At 31.5% G+C, this 20413-nt stretch carries 20 protein-coding genes; all 20 read left to right on the top strand.

Going from position 1 to position 20413, the window contains the following annotated elements; all coding sequences use genetic code 11:
* The first annotated feature begins 46 nt into the window (after positions 1–46).
* The 20 genes from ACNQGO_RS06790 to ACNQGO_RS06695 all read left to right on the top strand — a co-directional run bounded on the left by ACNQGO_RS06790 (position 47) and on the right by ACNQGO_RS06695 (position 20375).
* Entirely contained in the window at positions 47–871 is an 825-nt protein-coding gene (locus ACNQGO_RS06790; protein ID WP_417945046.1) for a CheR family methyltransferase, read from the top strand.
* Position 872: 1 nt separating this feature from the next.
* Positions 873–1445: a chemotaxis protein CheB gene (locus tag ACNQGO_RS06785; RefSeq protein ID WP_417971297.1), complete on the top strand. Its 573-nt coding sequence runs from the start codon at positions 873–875 to the stop codon at positions 1443–1445.
* 16 nt (positions 1446–1461) lie between these two features.
* Positions 1462–4986, top strand: coding sequence for a response regulator (locus tag ACNQGO_RS06780; protein ID WP_417984772.1), 3525 nt, complete (start codon positions 1462–1464; stop codon positions 4984–4986).
* A gap of 116 nt (positions 4987–5102) precedes the next feature.
* Positions 5103–7553, top strand: a complete 2451-nt coding sequence (locus tag ACNQGO_RS06775; RefSeq protein WP_417984771.1) for a hybrid sensor histidine kinase/response regulator — start codon at positions 5103–5105, stop codon at positions 7551–7553.
* 385 nt (positions 7554–7938) lie between these two features.
* The gene (locus ACNQGO_RS06770; protein WP_073355583.1) at positions 7939–8133 is read left to right on the top strand and encodes a hypothetical protein; all 195 of its coding nucleotides are present in this window, start codon (positions 7939–7941) and stop codon (positions 8131–8133) included.
* A gap of 571 nt (positions 8134–8704) precedes the next feature.
* A complete protein-coding gene (locus ACNQGO_RS06765; protein WP_417944529.1) occupies positions 8705–9067 on the top strand; it encodes a DUF892 family protein in 363 nt (120 codons plus the stop codon).
* Entirely contained in the window at positions 9067–10437 is a 1371-nt protein-coding gene (locus tag ACNQGO_RS06760) for an NAD-dependent succinate-semialdehyde dehydrogenase (protein ID WP_417984770.1), read from the top strand. Before ACNQGO_RS06765 ends, ACNQGO_RS06760 begins: the two co-directional genes overlap by 1 nt.
* Before the next feature lie 489 nt (positions 10438–10926).
* The gene (locus ACNQGO_RS06755; RefSeq protein ID WP_417984769.1) at positions 10927–12021 is read left to right on the top strand and encodes an alkene reductase; all 1095 of its coding nucleotides are present in this window, start codon (positions 10927–10929) and stop codon (positions 12019–12021) included.
* Positions 12022–12251: 230 nt separating this feature from the next.
* Complete coding sequence (locus ACNQGO_RS06750) at positions 12252–12725, top strand: Dps family protein (RefSeq protein ID WP_417984768.1); 474 nt, start codon at positions 12252–12254, stop codon at positions 12723–12725.
* 730 nt (positions 12726–13455) lie between these two features.
* Positions 13456–14247, top strand: coding sequence for an MlaE family ABC transporter permease (locus ACNQGO_RS06745; protein ID WP_417971282.1), 792 nt, complete (start codon positions 13456–13458; stop codon positions 14245–14247).
* A 1-nt stretch (position 14248) separates the two neighbouring features.
* On the top strand, positions 14249–15019 hold the full coding sequence (locus ACNQGO_RS06740; protein WP_417984767.1) for an ABC transporter ATP-binding protein: 771 nt from the start codon (positions 14249–14251) through the stop codon (positions 15017–15019).
* A gap of 18 nt (positions 15020–15037) precedes the next feature.
* Positions 15038–15922: an MlaD family protein gene (locus ACNQGO_RS06735; RefSeq protein WP_417984766.1), complete on the top strand. Its 885-nt coding sequence runs from the start codon at positions 15038–15040 to the stop codon at positions 15920–15922.
* 186 nt (positions 15923–16108) lie between these two features.
* Complete coding sequence (locus ACNQGO_RS06730) at positions 16109–16876, top strand: DUF4382 domain-containing protein (protein WP_417984765.1); 768 nt, start codon at positions 16109–16111, stop codon at positions 16874–16876.
* Positions 16877–17501: 625 nt separating this feature from the next.
* Positions 17502–17963, top strand: a complete 462-nt coding sequence (locus ACNQGO_RS06725) for a sll1863 family stress response protein (RefSeq protein WP_417944537.1) — start codon at positions 17502–17504, stop codon at positions 17961–17963.
* A 193-nt stretch (positions 17964–18156) separates the two neighbouring features.
* Complete coding sequence (locus ACNQGO_RS06720) at positions 18157–18792, top strand: porin family protein (protein ID WP_417984764.1); 636 nt, start codon at positions 18157–18159, stop codon at positions 18790–18792.
* A gap of 124 nt (positions 18793–18916) precedes the next feature.
* Positions 18917–19069, top strand: a complete 153-nt coding sequence (locus ACNQGO_RS06715; RefSeq protein WP_417944539.1) for a lmo0937 family membrane protein — start codon at positions 18917–18919, stop codon at positions 19067–19069.
* 45 nt (positions 19070–19114) lie between these two features.
* Positions 19115–19267, top strand: a complete 153-nt coding sequence (locus ACNQGO_RS06710) for a lmo0937 family membrane protein (protein ID WP_417944540.1) — start codon at positions 19115–19117, stop codon at positions 19265–19267.
* Positions 19268–19299: 32 nt separating this feature from the next.
* On the top strand, positions 19300–19632 hold the full coding sequence (locus ACNQGO_RS06705) for a YtxH domain-containing protein (RefSeq protein WP_417984763.1): 333 nt from the start codon (positions 19300–19302) through the stop codon (positions 19630–19632).
* Positions 19633–19675: 43 nt separating this feature from the next.
* Positions 19676–20023, top strand: a complete 348-nt coding sequence (locus ACNQGO_RS06700; RefSeq protein WP_417984762.1) for a hypothetical protein — start codon at positions 19676–19678, stop codon at positions 20021–20023.
* A gap of 1 nt (position 20024) precedes the next feature.
* Positions 20025–20375, top strand: coding sequence for a hypothetical protein (locus tag ACNQGO_RS06695; RefSeq protein WP_417984761.1), 351 nt, complete (start codon positions 20025–20027; stop codon positions 20373–20375).
* Positions 20376–20413: the final 38 nt, after the last annotated feature.

The following is a 20413-nucleotide window of genomic DNA, read 5'->3' as shown; positions in this document are numbered from 1 at the left end:
ATATCATCCCGGGATTTGGTTGGAATAAAACCAAAAATATTTATAAATGCACCATACAAATACATCCGATCTCGAAATTTCATTGTTGTTAGAAGCCATCTTTAGGAAATATGGTTATGATTTCAGAGAATATTCCCAAGCTCATATTAGACGAAGAATTACCAATAGAATGAATATTTCAGGTATTAAAGATATTGCTCAAATGCAATCAATGGTTTTAAATGATGATCTATTCGTCTCAGAACTTTTGCAGGATTTATCAATCACAGTAACCGAAATGTTTAGAGATCCTGTTTTTTACAAGTCTTTGCGAGAAAAAGTAATTCCCATCTTAAAAACATACCCATTCATAAAAATATGGCATGCAGGTTGCGCCTCAGGTGAAGAGGCATACTCTATGGCTATTTTATTACAAGAAGAAGGTTTGTATGACCGAACTACAATATATGCTACTGATTTTAACCAATCAGCTTTAAATAGTGCCAAAGAGGGCATTTTTTCGAATAAATTAATAAAAGAATATACCGCAAATTACCAATTATCTGGTGGTAAAGAATCATTCTCAAATTATTATACTTCTCATTATGACAATGTAATTATGAACCAATCATTAAAAAAAAATATTGTTTGGGCAAATCATAATTTAGTAACAGACAGCGTTTTTGCTGAAGTGAATTTATTGTTGTGTCGGAATGTGTTAATTTATTTTAATCAAAATTTGCAAAATAAAGTTCAGACACTTTTCTATGATAGTTTAATTAATGGAGGAATTTTAGCTTTAGGTTCTAAGGAAAGTATCCAGTTTACAGAATACTATTCAAAATATAGTGAGTTAGACCCAAAGCAACGTATTTTCAAAAAAAAATACTAAAATGCAGTACCAAGCAATTGTAATAGGTGTTTCCTCTGGCGGTATGAGTGCTTTGAAAATAATATTTTCAGCTTTACCTGTTGATTTTTGTTTACCAATAATTATTGTGCAACATTTAGGACCTCACTCCGATAGCGAATGGATTAAAATTTTGAATTCAAAAAATTTAATTCAAATAAAAGAAGCAGATGAAAAAGAAAAAATTGAAAAAGGAACTATTTACATCGCACCGCCCAATTATCATTTGCTCATTGAAAAAAATAAAACTTTTTCGCTTACTATTGATGAACGTGTAAATTTTGCTAGGCCTTCAATTGATGTATTGTTTGAATCTGCAGCCGAAGCCTATAAAAACACCTTAATTGGTATCATTTTAACCGGTGCTAATCATGATGGTGCAAAAGGTCTTAAAAGGATAAAGGACTATGGAGGACTAGTTATTATTCAAGATCCAGAAACAGCCGAATCAGCTTACATGCCTCGATCGGCTATTGCAGCCGTTACTCCTGATTATTTGGGAACAATAGAAGGTATAGCAGATTATATAATACAAATTGCACAACAAAAAAGTTAATAAATTACATTAAAAAATGAATATGACTCTTGATAAAAAAATAGCAACTGGGTTTATTGCTTGCGCAATGGTACTTTTAGGTGTTGCCATTTTCTCTTTTAAAAATACTGAAAAATTCATTGCCTCTACTATCTTGGTCAACCATTCTAATTCAGTATTGTACAAATTTGAACAAATTTTAATGTTAACCGTTGAAGCAGAAACTGGTGTACGAGGATTTATTATTACAGGTAATGACGATTTCTTAGTGCCTTTTACAGCATCAAACATCAAAGTAAATGAAGAACTCGCTAAATTAGACGAACTAACTACAGACAATCCCTTTCAGCAAAATAATGTTGCAGAACTTCGTAATGAAATTAAAATGCGTTTTGAAAATCTGGAAAAATGCATTGCACTTCGACGAATTGATTATGAAAAAGTACGACAATTTGTAGCATCAGGTGAAGGAAAACAAATTCAAGATGAAATAAGAAACATTATAAATAAAGCACAGGAAACTGAGTCCGTTTTGCTTAGTCAGAGGACACAAGCCACTGATGAAGAAGCTAGTAAATTCAATTTTGTTTTTGTGATTTTGTTACTAATAATAGCACTAATACTGATTGTAATTTACAATATAGTAAGTACAAATTTAAAGGCACTTAAAGCCTCTCAACTAGAAAATGATAGTAAAAATTGGTTTCTTCTAGGAAATGCGGCGCTGAATGAAAAGTTATTGGGAACCCAAAACATAACCGAGTTAGCCAATAATACGATCAGTTTTTTGTGTACCTACTTGAAAGCCAATATAGGAGCTGTGTATTTATTAAATGAATCAGAAAATAGCCTTATGTTAAGCGGTAAATTTGCTTTTACATCCGCAGAAAACACTAAAGACTTTTTCAAATTAAATGAAGGCCTTATAGGTCAAGCAGCATGGGAACAAAAACAAATAGTTTTTACCAACACCACAGATGATCAAATTCGTGTTACTTCTGCAGTACTAGATACCCAACCCAAAAGTATCTTGATAACTCCTTTTATGTTAGATAATAAAACAATAGGTGTTATAGAAATAGGAAAGTTTACTGATTTTAGCGAAACCGAAAAGGAATTTGTAGCAGTCTCAATGAGTAGTATTGCGATTAGTGTAAATACCGTTCTACAATCGGAGGAAAAAGAAAAAAGAGCTGCGGAATTAGCTATTGCCAACAGCGAATTGGCTTTTCAAAATGAAGAAAAAGAAAAAAGAGCCGCAGAATTAGGAATTGCTATTAAAGAACTTGCTTTTCAAAATGAAGAAAAAGAAAAAAGAGCCGCTGAATTGCATACTGCCAATAAAGAACTATCCAATCAAGCGGGAGAACTTCAAATTCAGCAGGAAGAACTAAGACAATTGAATGAAGAATTGGAACAACAAGCTCAAAATTTGAAGCAACAACAAGAGGAATTGCAAATGACTAATGACGAGTTAGAAGAACAAACTCAATCCCTAGAAGAAAAAAACAAGGAAGTTGAAGCATCAAAAAGTAGTATTGAACAAAAAACACGACAACTTGAAATAAGCAGCAAATACAAATCAGAATTTTTGGCAAACATGTCACATGAGTTGCGAACACCACTCAATAGTTTGCTTATTTTATCCAAAGATTTATCAGAAAACAGGAAGAAAAACTTAGATGATGTACAGGTAGAAAGTGCTGAAATTATTTATAAAAGCGGTCATGATCTTCTAATTTTAATCAATGAAGTATTAGATCTTTCTAAAATTGAGGCAGGAAAAATGTCTGTAAATGTTGAAAGGATACCAATTATAAATCTCACTGCCGAACTACTTCAAAATTTTAAACATTTAGCAGAGCAAAAAGGATTGTTTCTTAGTTGTGAGATAGCTGAAAATGTACCCGAATTCATTACAACTGATTCGCAACGTTTAAATCAAATATTAAAAAACTTACTCTCTAATGCGATCAAATTTACAAAGAAAGGCAGTGTTTCCATTCATGTAAAACCCGATACAGACAAATCAATAAATATTGCAGTTACTGATACTGGTATTGGTATCGCTAAGGACAAACAAGCAGCCATTTTTGAAGCTTTTCAGCAAGCCGAAGGAGGAACTTCTAGAAAATATGGTGGTACAGGATTAGGACTTTCTATATCACGTGAGTTAGCAAAATTATTAGAAGGTAAGATTACTGTGACTAGTAGTTTAAATAATGGTGCAACTTTCTCATTAGTGCTTCCACTTGCCATCAAGCCTGAAATAGAACTATCTAATTCTTTACCTATACTACCAAGACAGTATATTCCGATAGATAAAAATGAAACTACTTTTCTAAATTATGCTACTATTCCAGACGATAGGACAAACCTAAGTCCTGGAGATAAAGTGGTGCTAATTATTGAAGATGATCCAAATTTTGCCCACATACTTTTAAAACAAGCCAATATAAAAGGTTTTAAATGCTTGACCGCTGCTACTGGTGAAGATGGGCTTGTACTGGCCTCTAAATTCAATCCACAAGCCATTATTTTGGATATGGGTTTACCAGGAATTTCAGGTAAACAGGTGTTGCAAGAGCTAAAATCAAATACAACCGTAAGACATATACCAGTACATATTATTTCTGCAAATGATCGTTCGCTTGAGCCAATACGCGAAGGAGCTGTTGAATATTTAATAAAACCAATATCTAAAGAAACCCTTGATGATGCCTTCAATCGAATCGAAAATTTTGTAAATAAAAAAATAAAAAAATTATTAATCATCGAAGATAATGAGAATGCAAGAAAAGCGATGAAAATACTCATTGGCACTGGGGATGTACAATTTTTCGAAGCAGAAACTGGGGCAGCTGCAATAGCACTGTATGAGAATCATGAAATAGATTGTGTTATTTTAGATATAGGATTACCAGATATGAGTGGCTTTGAGCTTATTCAAAAATTAGAGGGTATTAAAGGCCAAAACATGCCTCCTATTATTGTTTATACTGGAAAAGAACTCTCTAAAGATGAAAATGATTTGTTGCATAAATATGCTGAAAGTATTATTATAAAAGGCGTAAAATCAGAGGAGCGTTTGCTCGATGAAACGGCACTTTTTCTGCATCGAACAATTAACAACCTACCAAAATCCAAACAAAAAATAATTTCTGGCATACACGACAAGGATGCTATATTTCATGCCAAAAAAATACTTTTAGTAGACGATGATATGCGAAATATTTTTGCATTATCAAAAATTTTACAAGAACGTGAAATCGAAGTGATCAAGTCAGAAAACGGTAAAAATGCACTACAAATGTTGGAGCAACATCCAGATATAGACCTCGTATTAATGGATATTATGATGCCAGAAATGGATGGTTATGAAGCAATGAAACGAATTCGTTCTCAAATTAAATTCAAAAAATTACCTGTAATTGCATTAACTGCAAAAGCAATGAAAGATGACAAACAAAAATGTATCGACGCTGGAGCAAACGATTACATTACAAAACCAATAGATGTAGACCGACTTTTATCATTAATGCGTGTTTGGTTAAGTAAATAATTTGAATTCACTTAAAAAGTCTATAATTAGCAATAGTACTACATTTATATGGTTTTGATTTTTATAAAAATAATTTTGAATTAGTTAAGAACAAAACTTTTATTTTACAATTGAAAATGAAAATAAACAGCCCTGTCAAAATTTTAATAGTTGACGATTTACCCGAAAATTTATTTGCTTTAGAAGTTATACTGTCTAATGAAAATTATTTATGCGTTAGAGCCAACTCGGGAAATGAGGCTTTGAAAATACTGATACACCAACAAGATTTTGCCATCATACTAATTGATGTTCAAATGCCTTTAATGGACGGGTTTGAAACGGTAGATCTAATCCGCCAGATCGATAAACTCAAACATGTACCTATTATTTTTTTAACAGCGAGTAATGATAATTCGTTACAAATTTTTAAAGGATACGAAGCGGGTGCTGTTGACTATATGATTAAACCACTTTCGCCAGAAATTTTAAAAGCTAAAGTAGCTATTTTTGTAGATTTACATTTAAAAACACAAGAATTACTGGTTCAAGCAGAACAACTAAAAAAATTAAATACCGATCTTATACAAGAAAAGTTACTTTCAGAATATACAATCAGTCTTATTGAAGCGAGTCATGATCCACTATTTGCAGTTAGTCCTGAAGGGAAAATAACGGATGTAAATAATGCTTCTGTGCAAATAACAGGAATATCCCGAATTAAATTAATAGGTACTGATTTTTTTGATTATTTTACGAATTCACAAAAAGGCCGTGAAGTTTATCAAACTGCATTTGAAAAAGGATTTGTAACGGATTGTCCACTAATTCTGAAACAAAAAAAAGGAGACTTAATTGATGTACTATTCAATGGATCTGTATATAAAAATGATGCAAAAAAGGTATTGGGTGTAGTTCTTGTTGCAAGAGATGTTACCGATCAAAAACATATTGCAAATGAATTAATTGAGGCTAAAATTTCAGCTGAATCTGCTAGAGGACATGCTGAACAGGCAAAAATTAGAGCAGAAAAAGCAACTAGAGTTGCAGAAGGTGCCATGCAAGCAAAGCAGCAATTTTTATCAAATATGAGTCATGAAATTCGTACGCCAATGAATGCCATCATTGGATTTACAAAAGTGATTATGAGGACTGATTTGACAGCAAAACAAAATGAATACCTTAATGCTATCAAACTGAGTGGTGATGCTTTAATCGTACTTATAGATGATATTCTCGATCTCGCTAAAGTAGATTCTGGAAAAATGACATTTGAGAAAATTCCTTTCAAAATCAAGTCAACTGTTTCCGTAATGCTTCAATTATTTGAACCTAAAATTTTAGAAAAAAACTTACAATTAATTAAAGAATACGATAATAAAATACCCGATTTTATAATAGGAGATCCTGTTAGGTTGCACCAAATCATTCTGAATCTTGTAAGTAACGCTGTTAAATTTACTAGTAAAGGCAAGGTTACAGTTAGTGTCGATTTATTTCAACAAGATGAACACAATGTTGTTTTAAAATTTTCTATTAAGGATACTGGTATCGGAATATCTGAGGATAAAATTGGAAGTATTTTCGAAAATTTTCAACAAGCAACTAGCGGAACTTCTAGATTGTATGCCGGTACGGGTTTAGGACTAGCAATAGTAAAACAATTGCTCGAAGCACAAGGTGGTAGCATTTGTGTTGAAAGTACTTTACATGTAGGATCTACTTTTAGTTTTATGTTGAGTTTCAAAAAAACTAACGCTGTAGCAGAACTAGAAAATGAAATCATGGAGCTCGATTCGCAAATGAAAAATGTGAAAATATTAGTTGTTGAAGATATTACTTTGAATCAGATGTTGATGAAAACCATATTAGATGACTTTGGATTTGATTGTGAGATTGCCGAAAATGGTAAAATAGCTGTTGAAAAATTGAAAGAAAAAGAGTTTGATGTTGTACTTATGGATTTGCAAATGCCAGTAATGAATGGATTTGAAGCTACTGAATACATTAGAAATACAATGAAATCTTCGATCCCAATTATTGCTTTAACAGCTGATGTCACGACAGTAGATTTAGAAAAATGTAAATTAGCAGGAATGGATGATTATCTTGTTAAACCAGTTGATGAAAAACTACTGCACAGCAAAATAGTGAGCTTTTTATCTAAGCCAAAAAATATAGAAGTTATTGATGCCGTAGTAGAGAATGAAAATTCAATAGAAGAAATAAGATATGTTGATTTAACGTACTTAAACCGACGTACCAAATCAAATCCTGAGTTAATGATGGAAATGATTTCAATTTATTTAGAACAAACTCCTCACCTATTAAATACAATTAAACAAAGTTTGAAAGAAGAGAATTGGACCTTATTAGGCGCTGCTGTTCATAAAATGCTACCTTCCTTTACTATTATGGGAATCCATCCAGATCATGAAAACGTTGCCAAAAAAATTCATGATTTTACAATCACAAAAGATAAAAACAATACTATATTTAGTTTAGTAACGCAATTAGATAAAATTTGTAAGCAAGCTTGCTCTGAATTACAAGAAGAATTCAATACCCTAAAAAATAGTTTGAAATAACTCTAGGAGCTACTTAACCAAGTTTTCATATTGAACAAAGAAATTTAATTTCATAAACTCCTATTCTACTTTTTTGCTTCATTATAAAATACAATAAAAAGTATAAAATTAAGAAGCAATCCAACGCATCTCTTGTTTAATGACTAAAAACTATTTTGCTATACTTAATTCATTCACAACTAGTATTGCCTCGCAAAGAGTGTGAAAGATGTAAGTTATATTAACAATTGTATAAGACTTTCACAAGCGAATCGGAATACATTTGTCATGTAATTAGTACCACATTAAAAGGTGGCTCTAATAATTTAGAAAGTTTCATTATTAAACAATTAGTTGATAATAAGAAACTTATGAAAATAAATATAAATCATAAAAACTAAAAATCATGAATTTAAAACGAATCTTTGGAGCGTTACTAACTGCTCTTGGAATAGGAGGTCTTATTTATACAGCGGTTATATTTGCTGGAACATCAGGTGAAACAAGAGATGTTAAATCGCTAATTATCTACGGTATATTAGGAATTATTTTCTTTGTATCTGGAATTAGTTTAGTACGTACTACAAAAGATGAGTCATAAATTATATTAGCACTTGAATGATTCTTTTTCTTTAAAGTAATAGTCCGTTCGAGCACAAATAAATTGATTACAATCTAGAACTTCCTTTTTACTATGTAAAAGGAAGTTTTTTTATTTATATAATTATCGTTTTTTTGCATTACAGACCTTAAAATACCAAATATCGAGTCTATTTTTTATAACTCTTAGCGGTTTGTTTTATCGCCTACAACTACTCCTATTCATTTCTAGATTATTTTCCCTCAACACTAATTGCATTTCATAATAATCAATAAACTCACCAGATTTATAGAACTTTTTTTTATGAAATCCTCTAAAAAAAACTTACTTATCTATTCCCTTAGACAATTTGTATCCCTAAAATTGTTCTTATTATTTTATTAAGTACAAATGAACTAAATAATTTGACAAGCTCCGAAATAGTTAGGATTTCATGCTGATTAATTTTAAAAGATTAGTTTAATAATATGTGAAAGATGTAATACATACGAGTAATTGTGTAATAGCTTAAAAGTAAAATAATCCCAACTTTACACTATAGAATTAATGTTTTTTAATAAATTAAAAACAAATGAAAAGTACCATAACCAAAACGGACAAAAATGTCAGGCTAGAAAAAGGGAAAGGAAATTCAAATACAACATCCCCTGAAACAAGTGAAGGTTGTCGAAATATTTTTGTAGAGGAACTAAAAGAAATTTACTTTACAGAAAAAGCACTACTTATATCTATTCCTGTACTGATTAAAAATGCTGCCAGTGATGAACTTGCTGATGCACTCAAAGTACACCTGAGATTTACAATAGATCATATCAAACGTCTGGAAGATTTTTTTAATTCCATTGGCGAAAAACATATCATGTTGCAATATGAAGCAATGTATGGTTTAATAACCCCAGAAAAAAATTCAATTAATCTTTCAAATAATAAATAATGGCTATTCAAACCGTTAATCCATTCACCAATAAAGTTGTACGCTCTTTTGAGGAAATGACTGATAAAGCTGTTGATGTATTGGTTGCACAATCTGCAAAAACATTCAATTCATGGAAAGAAACTAATTATGAGCAACGAGCTCAAATATTGCACAAAGTAGCTTCTTTGATGCGTGAAAAAAAAGAATATCTAGCTAAAATAATAACACTAGAAATGGGTAAATTAATTGCTCAGGCCGAGGGTGAAATTCTATTGAGTGCCGATATTTTTGATTACTATGCCACTCACGCTTCAGAATTTTTAGCAGACAAAGAGTTAAAACCTGAATTTGGAAGTGCCGTCGTCCGTTGTAGTCCCATTGGTGTACTATTGGGCGTTCAACCATGGAATTTTCCGTTTTATCAAGTAGCACGTTTTGCTGCTCCAAATATTATGGTGGGAAATACGGTTCTTGTAAAACACGCATCAATGGTTCCTCAATGTGCCATAGCTATTGAAGATTTGCTTAACGAAGCCGGAGCACCAAATGGTCTTTACACCAATCTTTTGATTTCTGGAGAAAGAGCAACATCTTTAGTTGCAGATATAAGAATAAAAGGAGTTTCACTAACAGGAAGTGAGGAGGCTGGTGCAAGTATAGCATCAGAAGCCGGAAAATATTTAAAGAAATCAGTATTGGAATTGGGTGGTAATGATGCTTTCATCATTCTTGAAGATGCAGACATTGACAAAGCCGTAGAATGGGCAGTAGTAGGTCGAATTAATAATAATGGTGAAAGTTGTGTAGCGTCTAAAAGATTTATAGCTGTAGAAGCAATTGCAGATGAATTCCTTGAAAAATTCAAAGAAAAAATGTCCAACTTAATTGTTGGTGACCCGATGAACTCTACAACGGAGTTAGGACCGATGAGCAGCGAAGCTGCTGCTGTACATATTATAGATCAAATTAGGAAATCTGTTGATGCTGGAGCAACCATTTTACTTGGAGGAACTCGCTCTGACCTTCCAGGCGCTTTTGTTCAGCCTACTATTTTAACCGATTTGAATCCAGGAATTCCTGCGTATTATGAAGAAATATTTGGTCCTGTGGCTTCTTTCTACAGAGTAATCGATGAAGAAGCAGCAATAACATTGACAAACGATTCCAGTTTTGGGCTAGGTTGTTCCATATTTACGAAAGATATAGAACGAGGGAAACGTATCGCTGATAAAATTGATACTGGAATGGTATTTATTAATCAGCCAACCTCCACCCAAGCTGATCTGCCTTTTGGAGGAACTAAAAATTCTGGTTACGGCAGAGAATTATCTGAATTAGGAATTCATGAATTTGTAAACAAGAAACTCATTCGCATTAGCGGCCTTTAAAACTCTATGTAGTTTTTATAAGAATATAAAATTATTATGTTAGGTAACGTTTTTCTGATTTGCCAGATTGGCGCAACGGCATCAAGAACATAGGAGTTTTCCAATCTTCCGCCTATGACCAACGAAGCGGTACACGAGCTTGATACCCGTTAATCAGAATAAAAAAGGAATGTTGCCTAACATAATTTTATCACTAAAGTTTCATAATATAAAATTTAACACAGATTTCGTTTAAAATTATTTTTAATAAAAACCATGCTAGTTCAACATTTCATCTCTTGTAAAGATTTTAGCAGAGTTGCGACGAACAGTAAAAATGATAAGCAAAATAGAGAGAAAGAGAACTGTAGCATTAGATTTTTAAAAAAATATTTTTCGAAAAAAAATAAAGATTAATAGTGTTGTTACACTACCTAAATTTTATTGTGACGGTATTTTTAATTAATAAAACACAAGTATTTTGTTAGTAATAAATAATTAAAAAAAGACATGAAAACATACGAGCTATTTACATTAAAAAAACTGGGGTCTATTGATTTGAAAAACCGAATTGTTATGGCACCAATGACAAGATGTCGAGCTATTGACAATATTCCTAATGAATTGATGGCCGAATATTACAAACAACGTTCCAATGCCGGATTAATCATAACCGAAGGCACATCTCCATCTCTAAATGGGCTTGGTTATGCCAGAATTCCAGGAATATTTAGTAAAGTACAAGTAGAGGGTTGGAAAAAAACGACTAAAGCCGTTCATGAAAACGGTGGGAAAATAATTATTCAATTAATGCACTCTGGACGAATAAGTCATCCGTTGAATATGCCTATAGAATCTCAAATTCTTGCTCCTTCTCAAGTTAAAGCTGCTGGACAAATGTGGACCGACTTAAAAGGCTTACAAGATTTTCCAGTACCGAAAGAGATGACTGAACAAGATATTTTACATGCCAAAACTGAATATGTAGCTGCAGCTGAAAACGCCTTATTTGCAGGATTTGATGGTGTCGAATTGCATGGTGCCAATGGGTATTTGTTAGAAGAGTTTCTTTCGCCTATAAGCAATATCCGTACGGATCAATATGGCGGCAGTATTGAAAATCGATGCCGTTTTGTACTTGATGTAGTTGCCGCAATTGCACAAGCTATTGGAAAAGAAAAAACAGGCATTCGTTTATCGCCCTACGGAGTAGCCAGTGATATGCCTCATTATCCAGAAATTCATGAAACATACGATTACCTTACTAAAGAACTTAATAAACTAGACATTGCCTATATTCATCTTGTAGATCATTCTGCAACAGGAGCACCTGCTGTCCCTAAGGAAATAAAGAAACTGATTCGTCATAATTTCAAGAATACGTTGATTCTTTGTGGCGGTTATGATAAAGAAAGCGCCGAGGCAGCCATTGAAAGTGGGCTTACGGACCTTGTTGCTTTTGGTCGTCCTTTTATTAATAATCCAGACTTAGTGGAACGATTTAAAAATGATTGGCCTTTATCAGAAGATCTTAAAACGGATTTATTTTATTCAGCAGATGAAAAAGGATATACTGATTATCCGATTCATAATACACTGTGGTAGAATGATCACACATAATAAATATTGAATATTTGTCTTTAAAAAAAAATAGTGTGTGAATAATACAACTTTTTAAATAAATTTTATAATTTTTTTCAGGTGAATAAAATGAACTTTGTAATGTAAAATTTTAGTCTTAATTGCATCATACTATTTTGAAAATTACAAAGAAAAGAATTAGACAAAATCGTATTTAAGTACAAAAAATTAAACATTAATAAAATTCAGAAATTATGAAACTACAAATAGGAATTACGCAAGAACATTTAAATAACAGTATTGCTATCTTATCGTCGATTTTGGCAAATGAAATGACATTATACGTAAAATTAAGAAAATTTCATTGGAATGTTTGTGGTGAGAGTTTTATGGAATTTCACAAATTATTTGAAGCTCAATATACAGAACTTGAATCCTCTATTGATGAAGTTGCTGAACGCATAAGCAAACTGGGTGGAAAATCCATAGGAACCATGACGGAGTTTGCCGATTTAACAATTATAAAAGAGTCGCCTAATCACTACCCGAATCAAAAAGAGATGGTAAAAGAATTATTAGGAGATCACGAAACTATTATCGTTCATTTGAGAAAGGATGTTGATACTAGCACTGATGTAAATAAGGATGCCGGAACTGCTGATTTCCTGACTGGCTTGATGAAAGCACACGAAACAATGGCATGGACACTAAGAAGATATTTAGAATAATAAAAAAGTTTATGGAAAATTCAACAAACGAAGTATGTACTGCTTCAAGAAGTTATTGCAGAGTAGGCAAAATAACACCCAAAAGAAATTTTGAGGTACCAAGATTAGTACTAGAATCAGAAACTCAAAGTAACAATTAAATAAAGTGGCTGATTTTCATATTAGCAAAAAAATAGTGTTTTCCTGAAATAATTACCCTGTTTTTTTATTGAATAAAACCATTTGAACACTTTTTGAAACTGTTGTTAAAAACAGTCTATAAATATTTTTTTAATGGTTTTATTTTTTTCTTTTTCATTACTAAAAAATACCACACGATAAGAATATAGTTCTTAAGTTAGAAAATACAGATGCTTATAGCATAATAATTTTTTCACAATGAAAAGATTTCATGATTTGCGAAAAATAAAAGGTTAGTTTGGTTTTGTTTATTTGGGGCTATTGTTTTAACAATAGCCTTTTTTTTGTTTTTACTTTTTGGCAAAAAGCATCAGGCTTAATAGTACTGTTACAATTTCATTTTTTGCATCTGTGAATATTGAAACTTTACATAAGAGTTATATAACAGCCATAGTGGTATTCATAATTAAATTTGCAAAAAAACCTTTAAAAATAATACTTTATAGACTATTGTACATATTAGCTCAATAGCATACAATATAAAAGAATAGTATTAATAGTGTAACAGGAGATTATTGATAGTTAATACGCATTCAAAAAAAAATACTTAATGAATAAAACTATAACAGTCAGAAAAGAAAGTATAACAAACTACTTGAAAGAAACTTTCGATGATGTGGGCAAAATCACAATATTTGGTGCGCGTTTTTTCAAGGAAGTAGTGAAAACTCCATATGAATTCAAAGAATTTATAAAACAGTGTTACGTGATAGGATATAAATCCTTACCATTGGTAACGATTACTGGATTTATCATGGGTTTAGTGCTCACATTACAATCAAGACCAACATTAGCAAAGTTTGGCGCAGAATCCTGGTTACCAAGTATGGTTGCGCTCTCTTTAATAAGGGAAATTGCTCCAGTTATTACCGCACTGATTTGCGCTGGTAAAGTTTCCTCGGGTATAGGTGCCGAATTAGGTTCTATGAAAGTTACGGAACAAATAGATGCTATGGAAGTTTCGGCTATAAACCCCTATAAATATCTAGTAGTTACACGTATTTTAGCAACTACACTAATGGTGCCACTTTTAGTAATTTATGCCGATGGAATTGGGATTGTAGGCGGATACGTAGGAATAAATATTCACAGTGATGTTAATATGTTCCGATACCTTGCACAAGTTTTAGAATCTATTACGTTTTTAGATATTTTTCCAGCTACGATCAAAACATTTTTCTTTGGATTTTTTATCGGAATGATTGGCTGTTATAAAGGATTTAATGCAGCAAATGGAACAGAAAGTGTTGGGAAAGCAGCAAATTCAGCTGTTGTGACTGCATCGTTAACAATATTTATTATTGATATGCTAGCGGTTCAAATAACTGATTTATTTCTTTAAAATGATACAAGAAACAACATCCCAAGCTCCTCTTGCTACGACAATTGAAACTGTTATAGAAATCAAGGATCTTTATAAAACCTTTGGCACTAACGAAGTACTAAAAGGAGTCACTTTCTCAGTAAAAAAAGGGGAAAATTTAGTGGTTTTAGGAAAATCGGGTTCTGGAAAATCAATCACAATAAAATGTGTTGTGGGTTTAGTAAGTGCTGATTCAGGTGTGATTAATGTTTTTGGTACTGATATTACCAAAATGGATACCAACGAACTCAATGAAATACGAGTTCGAATTGGTTTTCTTTTTCAAAATGCTGCATTGTACGATTCCATGAGTGTACGAGAAAATTTGGCATTCACACTCAAGCGCCATGCGAAAGAATTATCTTCAGAAGAAGTTGAAAATCAAATAAAGGAAATCTTAGAAAATGTAGGTTTAAGTGAAGTGATTGATAAAATGCCGTCTGAATTATCAGGAGGTATGCGTAAAAGAATTGGTTTGGCTAGAACTTTAATTTTAAAACCAGAAATCATCTTATATGACGAACCTACAACGGGACTCGATACTATTACTTCGAGAGAGATAAGCGAATTAGTATTAGAAATTCAAAAAAAGAATAAAACCTCTTCCATCATAATTACGCACGATATGGCTTGCGCAAAACATACTGCTGATCGTTTAGTAATTTTAAAAGAAGGTATAATACATGTGGAAGGTACCTACGAAGAATTAGAAAAAAGTGATGACGAATGGGTTCGATCTTTTTTTATATAACCAAAAAAACAAAATAAAATGAATAAAGAATCTGGATACCAATGGAAATTAGGAATGTTTGTAATTATTGGTTTGGTACTTTTTGTTACAACAATATATTTTGTTGGAAAACAGAAAAATTTATTTGGCTCTACATTTGAGTTGACTGCCAAATTTAATTCAGTAAACGGACTCGATGTAGGCAATAATGTTCGTTTCTCTGGTATCAATATCGGTACGGTGGAAGAAATAGAGTTTTTAACAGATACATCGGTGGTTATAAAATTAGTCATCAAAGAAGAAGTTCGTAAATACATCAAAAAAGATGCTATTGCAAGTATTAGTTCTGATGGTTTGATGGGTGATAAAGTACTTATAATTTCATCTGGAAAAAACTCTAATGTTATTGTAGAAGACAACGACAATATTGCCTCTAAACAAGCAATAGAGATGGATGATTTGATGGTGAGCGTTAAGAAAAGTGTTGATAATGCTGGAGTTATTACCGCAGAGCTTGCTCAGTTTAGTAGTAGCATGAATAATGGAAATGGGGCTTTATCTAGGCTGGTCTCCGATGAGGAGTTTGGAAATAGCATAAAAAAAATGGTTACTAATCTAGAAAATAGTTCTAATGAATTTTCAAAATTCACTATAAAAATGAATAATGGAAAAGGAGCATTATCTAAATTAGTTAGCGATGAAAAAATAGGCTTAATTATAGATTCTACAATGACAAATGTGAAAACAGGAACCAAAGGTTTAAATGAAGTAATCGAAGCTGCCAAACATAATTTTCTACTGCGCGGTTATTTCAATAAGAAGAAAAAAGCCGAAGATAAAAAATTGGAAGATTTAGAAGATTTAGAAGAAAATGAAATGAAAAAAGAACTCAATATGGGTGCAAAATTTGATACTATAAAGTAACCGTTGAATATAGCAACAATTGTATTTTTTAAAAAGATAAAATCACCAATTGCTTTTTTGAAATATTATTTTCGATTAATTACAAGTGACAATTGTACAACTTTAAACTATAGTTATATAACATAATATCTATATTCGGAAAGTACCTTTACTTAAATATTAATAGAATATCTAAATTAAATAATTATGAAAAAAATAAAATTTATCCTGCCTTTTCTATTACTTGGAGCAATAATTTACTCTTGTAATAATGATGATGATGCAAATGCAAGTTACCCTTATGCCGTTCGTTTAACAGATGCTCCTGGACCATATGAAGAGGTAAATGTAGACATTCAAGGTGTAGAAGTTATAGGTGATGGTGGAAAAATTGTATTATTGAATGTAAAAAAAGGAGTCTATAACTTATTAGAATTCTCTAATGGTGTAGATACTTTACTGGCTACTGATTCACTTGAAATTTCTTCAGTAAATCAAGTAAGACTTATTCTTGGTACAAATAATACAGTGGTTCTAGACGGTGTGAGTTACCCATTAAGTACTCCAAGTGCAGAGCAAAGTGGATTAAAAATAAAAGTTAGTAACAAACTTCAAGACGGTATTTTGTACACCGTTCTTTTAGATTTTGACGCTAATAAATCTATTGTGAAGCAAGGAAATGGAACGTACTCATTGAAACCAGTGATTAGAACCATCGAACAAGCAATCAGTGGTACAGTAAAAGGTAAAATTACTCCTGCAGGAACTATGGCTGTTGTTGAAGCAACTTCTGCAAGTGGTGTAAGTTATACCAGTAATGTAAATGATAATGGCGATTTTATGGTAATGGGTCTTCCTCCAGGAACATACAAAATTACGATCACACCAGCGCTTCCTTTATTGCCGGTAGTTAAAACTGATGTAGCTATTACAGCAGGTCAAATTACCGACATAGGTTCTTTCATTATAATTTAAAGAATGAAATTGGCAATGTCTTTTTAAATTTTATAAAGATGTTGACTCAAGAAATTAAAAATCTAAAATCATTAAAAACGAAATCTACTTGTAGAACGTTTTTAATGATTTTTTTGCTTTATAAAAAACTGAAACTTTATGTTTAAATTATAGCATCAGTTAATACATACTATATTCCTTTTAATCAATATTTTGTATAATAAAATATACAGATTTAAATTATGTGTTTTTTTGATAATCTGTAAATAATACAACTTATTCTAAAAGTTTTATAACTGAATTTTTGCCTCCATACCCCAACTTTGCACTAGTATATTTTTTTAATTGACTGCTTAGAGAATTAAATTTCAATGGCCGGAAAATAAACATAATAGAAAAAAATCGATTTAATTCAGTACGACATATTGACTTTAAAAGTTTAAAAACAAAAAGCAATTCATTGAAAAATAGAGCTTATCAGTTGTTGAAGAAATAGCAATTCGCTTATATGATTGATCACTGCTTTAAAAATAATTCATACAATCGCTGCTTTTGTCTGCTACTTAGCAGTTCTATAAACAGCAATTTACATTAGAACATACAAAACCTTACAAACAAATTAAAACTAAACCTAAAATTAAATCAAATGAAAAAAACACTTTACACATTAGCAATTACAACCTTTATGGCCGGAACCGTTTTGACTAGTTGTCAAAACACTACAAAAAAAGAGGAAGCTGCTCAAGATAATGTTGAAAATGCAAGAGAAAATCTTGATGACGCTAAAGAAGAACTCTCAGATGCGCGTAAAGAAGCAACTCATGAAGAATGGGACGCATTTAGAGCCAGCACAGATGCGACAATTACTGCCAATGAAAATAGAATATTGGATCTAAAAGCACGTATGAAAAATACAGGTAGTTCGATTGATACCGAATACGCTAGAAGAATTGCAGTATTAGAACAAAAAAATAACGACATGAAAGCAAAGATTGAAAGCTATAAAAAAGATTCAAAAGATGATTGGGAATCATTCAAGAAAGAATACAATCGTGACATGAATGAATTAGGTCAAGCTTTTAAAAACCTGACAGTAGATAATAAATAGAACTCTAAAAAGACGCGTTTTTAACGCGTCTTTTTTTTGTTTAGTATTTTTTGATTTCCTTAAAAAATGCTCCTAATAATTGATACTAAAATGATTAAGGTGTGAATAATGTAAACTTAACCAAAAGTATTATAACAATTACCTTATGTAAGATTCTGATATTTGTAATGTAATAATTCAATAAAAAAACAAAATGAAAAATTCAAAAAAACTGATTTTTGCTTCATTAGCATTTAGCATTATGACCTTCACTACTGTTCAAGCTCAAGAAGATGCAACGAAATTTGGGATAAAAGGTGGAGTAAACTTTTCTAACTTTTATACAGATGATGTAGATGACAATAATGTACTTACAGGATTTAATGCAGGACTTTTTGCAAAAATGCCAATTTCAGAGAACATCTCTTTCCAAACTGAGATTTCATATACAGGAAAAGGAGCTGAATTAGTTTATAACAATGCGTTAGTGAACGGAACAGCACAATTCAAGTTAAATTATATTGAAGTACCCCTTTTATTAGTGGTTAATCTTACCCAAAATTTAAACATTCACGCAGGTCCTTATGCTGCTTATTTAATTAGCGGTAAAACAACTAATAAATCTGATAGCGGTAGTTACAATTTTGAAGACAATGTAAATGTAGATGACTTCAATAGATTTGATGCTGGTTTAGCCGGAGGAGTTGGTCTTGATTTAGAATCCGTTAGTTTTGGATTCCGTTATAATTATGGTCTTACCAAAATTGGTAAAGACGACGCCAATAGTAATTTTACCTCACCAGATGCTAAAAACAGTGTCTTGAGTGTATATGCTTCCTTTGCACTTTAAGCGTTTCGCTACAAATGGCAAAACCATTAAATTAAAGAATAAAAACAAACAGGCTTTAGCACAATTTTAAAGGTTAATAGTACTGTTTTTTAAATAATTAACAACCACTTAAAAACTAGAAATCATGAGTAACCTTCTTTACACCATTGCAGTAATTTTAGTAATATTCTGGGCTATTGGGTTCTTTGCCTATAGCGCTGGGTCAATTATCCATATACTGCTTGTAATTGCAGTTATAGCAATCTTATTCAGACTTATATCAGGTAGAAGAGTCTAAAAAAAATAATAAAACAATTCATTAATCACTTAAATAAATAAAAAAATGGGCAATCTTCTTTACACCATAGCGGTAATATTAGTAATCTTTTGGGCAATTGGATTTTTTGCATTTAGTCTTGGATCTATTATACACGTGCTACTTGTAATTGCAGTAATCGCAATATTATTCAGACTTATACAAGGTAGAAGTCTTTAAAAACATAACATTAAACAATAAAATATAACATTATGAAATCAGATAAAATAATTTTAGGAGTTTTAGGCGGAGTAGCCGTAGGAGCATTATTAGGCGTTTTGTTTGCACCTGAAAAAGGAGACAAAACAAGAAAGAAAATCATGGATAAAAGCAATGATTATGCTGATGAACTTAAAGACAAATTAGATACTTTACTTGGAACAATAAACAAAAAGTATGAAAAAATTTGGACTGAAGGCGAAACCTTATTGGCTCAAGGAAAATCAAAGTTCTATGATGTCAAAAATGATGGTGAATCGCTAATTGAAGAGGGTAAATCAAAATTTTATGATGCTAAAAATGAAATAAAAAATACTACTATTTAAGTACTATTATAATTTCAATATTAAATTCATCTAAAAAAATACCATGGAAGATAATACATCAACAATAGAAATGCTTTTTGAAAGAGCAGAAGATTACACGAAAACAACCATTGATTTGGTAAAACTTACCGCAGTTGATAAAACTGCTGATGTACTTTCTTCATTGATTTCACGCTTAACCGTTTCTATTGTTTTTGTGTTGTTTGCCTTTCTGGCTAATATTGGTCTATCCTTATGGGTAGGAGAATTAGTTGGAAAAGTATATCATGGTTTTTTTATTGTTTCTGGTATCTATTTAGTCCTTGCAATTGTGTTATACAGTGTAAAAGATAAAGTACTCAAAATGCCTATCAGCAACTTTATAATTGCTAAAATGCTTAAAAAAAGTTAATATGAAAAAGCAACAAGAGACCGAAATTCTTAAAGAAGCAATCGCGTTACTGAAAGTAAAACAAGCTGAAGATTTAATGCAACTTAAAGATCAGTATTACGATACGTATGAAAGTTTGAAACCGGTAAATCTTATAAAAAATGCTTTTGGGCAGCTTACCACTACCACAGAATTTAAAGGAAATATTCTTAACAGTGTTATTGGTATTGCATCAGGATACATAACAAAAAAAGTTTTATTGGGTTCTACCCATAATCCTATTAAAAAGGTTCTTGGTACAATTTTGCAATTTGCGATAACCAACTTTGTAAGTAAAAAAGCTGAAAATTATACCCTAGAAAAGCAACCTTAATTCAATTCATTTTAAAGAATTTTAAATTCATTAGAGGA

Source organism: Flavobacterium frigidum, assembly GCF_048286735.1.
In the GTDB taxonomy this organism is placed as follows: Bacteria; Bacteroidota; Bacteroidia; order Flavobacteriales; family Flavobacteriaceae; genus Flavobacterium.
The sequence above is the reverse complement of the archived record's forward strand: the minus strand, read 5'-3'. Positions and strand labels throughout refer to the sequence as shown.

Excerpts from the sequence above, each read along its gene's own strand:
- ACNQGO_RS06770 (WP_073355583.1), top strand. The coding sequence starts at position 7,939 with ATGAATTTAAAACGAATCTTTGGAGCGTTACTAACTGCTCTTGGAATA.
- ACNQGO_RS06765 (WP_417944529.1), top strand. The coding sequence starts at position 8,705 with ATGAAAAGTACCATAACCAAAACGGACAAAAATGTCAGGCTAGAAAAA.
- ACNQGO_RS06710 (WP_417944540.1), top strand. The coding sequence starts at position 19,115 with ATGGGCAATCTTCTTTACACCATAGCGGTAATATTAGTAATCTTTTGG.
- ACNQGO_RS06720 (WP_417984764.1), top strand. The coding sequence starts at position 18,157 with ATGAAAAATTCAAAAAAACTGATTTTTGCTTCATTAGCATTTAGCATT.
- ACNQGO_RS06705 (WP_417984763.1), top strand. The coding sequence starts at position 19,300 with ATGAAATCAGATAAAATAATTTTAGGAGTTTTAGGCGGAGTAGCCGTA.
- ACNQGO_RS06780 (WP_417984772.1), top strand. The coding sequence starts at position 1,462 with ATGAATATGACTCTTGATAAAAAAATAGCAACTGGGTTTATTGCTTGC.
- ACNQGO_RS06695 (WP_417984761.1), top strand. The coding sequence starts at position 20,025 with ATGAAAAAGCAACAAGAGACCGAAATTCTTAAAGAAGCAATCGCGTTA.
- ACNQGO_RS06760 (WP_417984770.1), top strand. The coding sequence starts at position 9,067 with ATGGCTATTCAAACCGTTAATCCATTCACCAATAAAGTTGTACGCTCT.
- ACNQGO_RS06700 (WP_417984762.1), top strand. The coding sequence starts at position 19,676 with ATGGAAGATAATACATCAACAATAGAAATGCTTTTTGAAAGAGCAGAA.
- ACNQGO_RS06715 (WP_417944539.1), top strand. The coding sequence starts at position 18,917 with ATGAGTAACCTTCTTTACACCATTGCAGTAATTTTAGTAATATTCTGG.
- ACNQGO_RS06725 (WP_417944537.1), top strand. The coding sequence starts at position 17,502 with ATGAAAAAAACACTTTACACATTAGCAATTACAACCTTTATGGCCGGA.
- ACNQGO_RS06735 (WP_417984766.1), top strand. The coding sequence starts at position 15,038 with ATGAATAAAGAATCTGGATACCAATGGAAATTAGGAATGTTTGTAATT.
- ACNQGO_RS06730 (WP_417984765.1), top strand. The coding sequence starts at position 16,109 with ATGAAAAAAATAAAATTTATCCTGCCTTTTCTATTACTTGGAGCAATA.
- ACNQGO_RS06750 (WP_417984768.1), top strand. The coding sequence starts at position 12,252 with ATGAAACTACAAATAGGAATTACGCAAGAACATTTAAATAACAGTATT.
- ACNQGO_RS06745 (WP_417971282.1), top strand. The coding sequence starts at position 13,456 with ATGAATAAAACTATAACAGTCAGAAAAGAAAGTATAACAAACTACTTG.
- ACNQGO_RS06775 (WP_417984771.1), top strand. The coding sequence starts at position 5,103 with ATGAAAATAAACAGCCCTGTCAAAATTTTAATAGTTGACGATTTACCC.
- ACNQGO_RS06785 (WP_417971297.1), top strand. The coding sequence starts at position 873 with ATGCAGTACCAAGCAATTGTAATAGGTGTTTCCTCTGGCGGTATGAGT.
- ACNQGO_RS06740 (WP_417984767.1), top strand. The coding sequence starts at position 14,249 with ATGATACAAGAAACAACATCCCAAGCTCCTCTTGCTACGACAATTGAA.
- ACNQGO_RS06790 (WP_417945046.1), top strand. The coding sequence starts at position 47 with ATGCACCATACAAATACATCCGATCTCGAAATTTCATTGTTGTTAGAA.
- ACNQGO_RS06755 (WP_417984769.1), top strand. The coding sequence starts at position 10,927 with ATGAAAACATACGAGCTATTTACATTAAAAAAACTGGGGTCTATTGAT.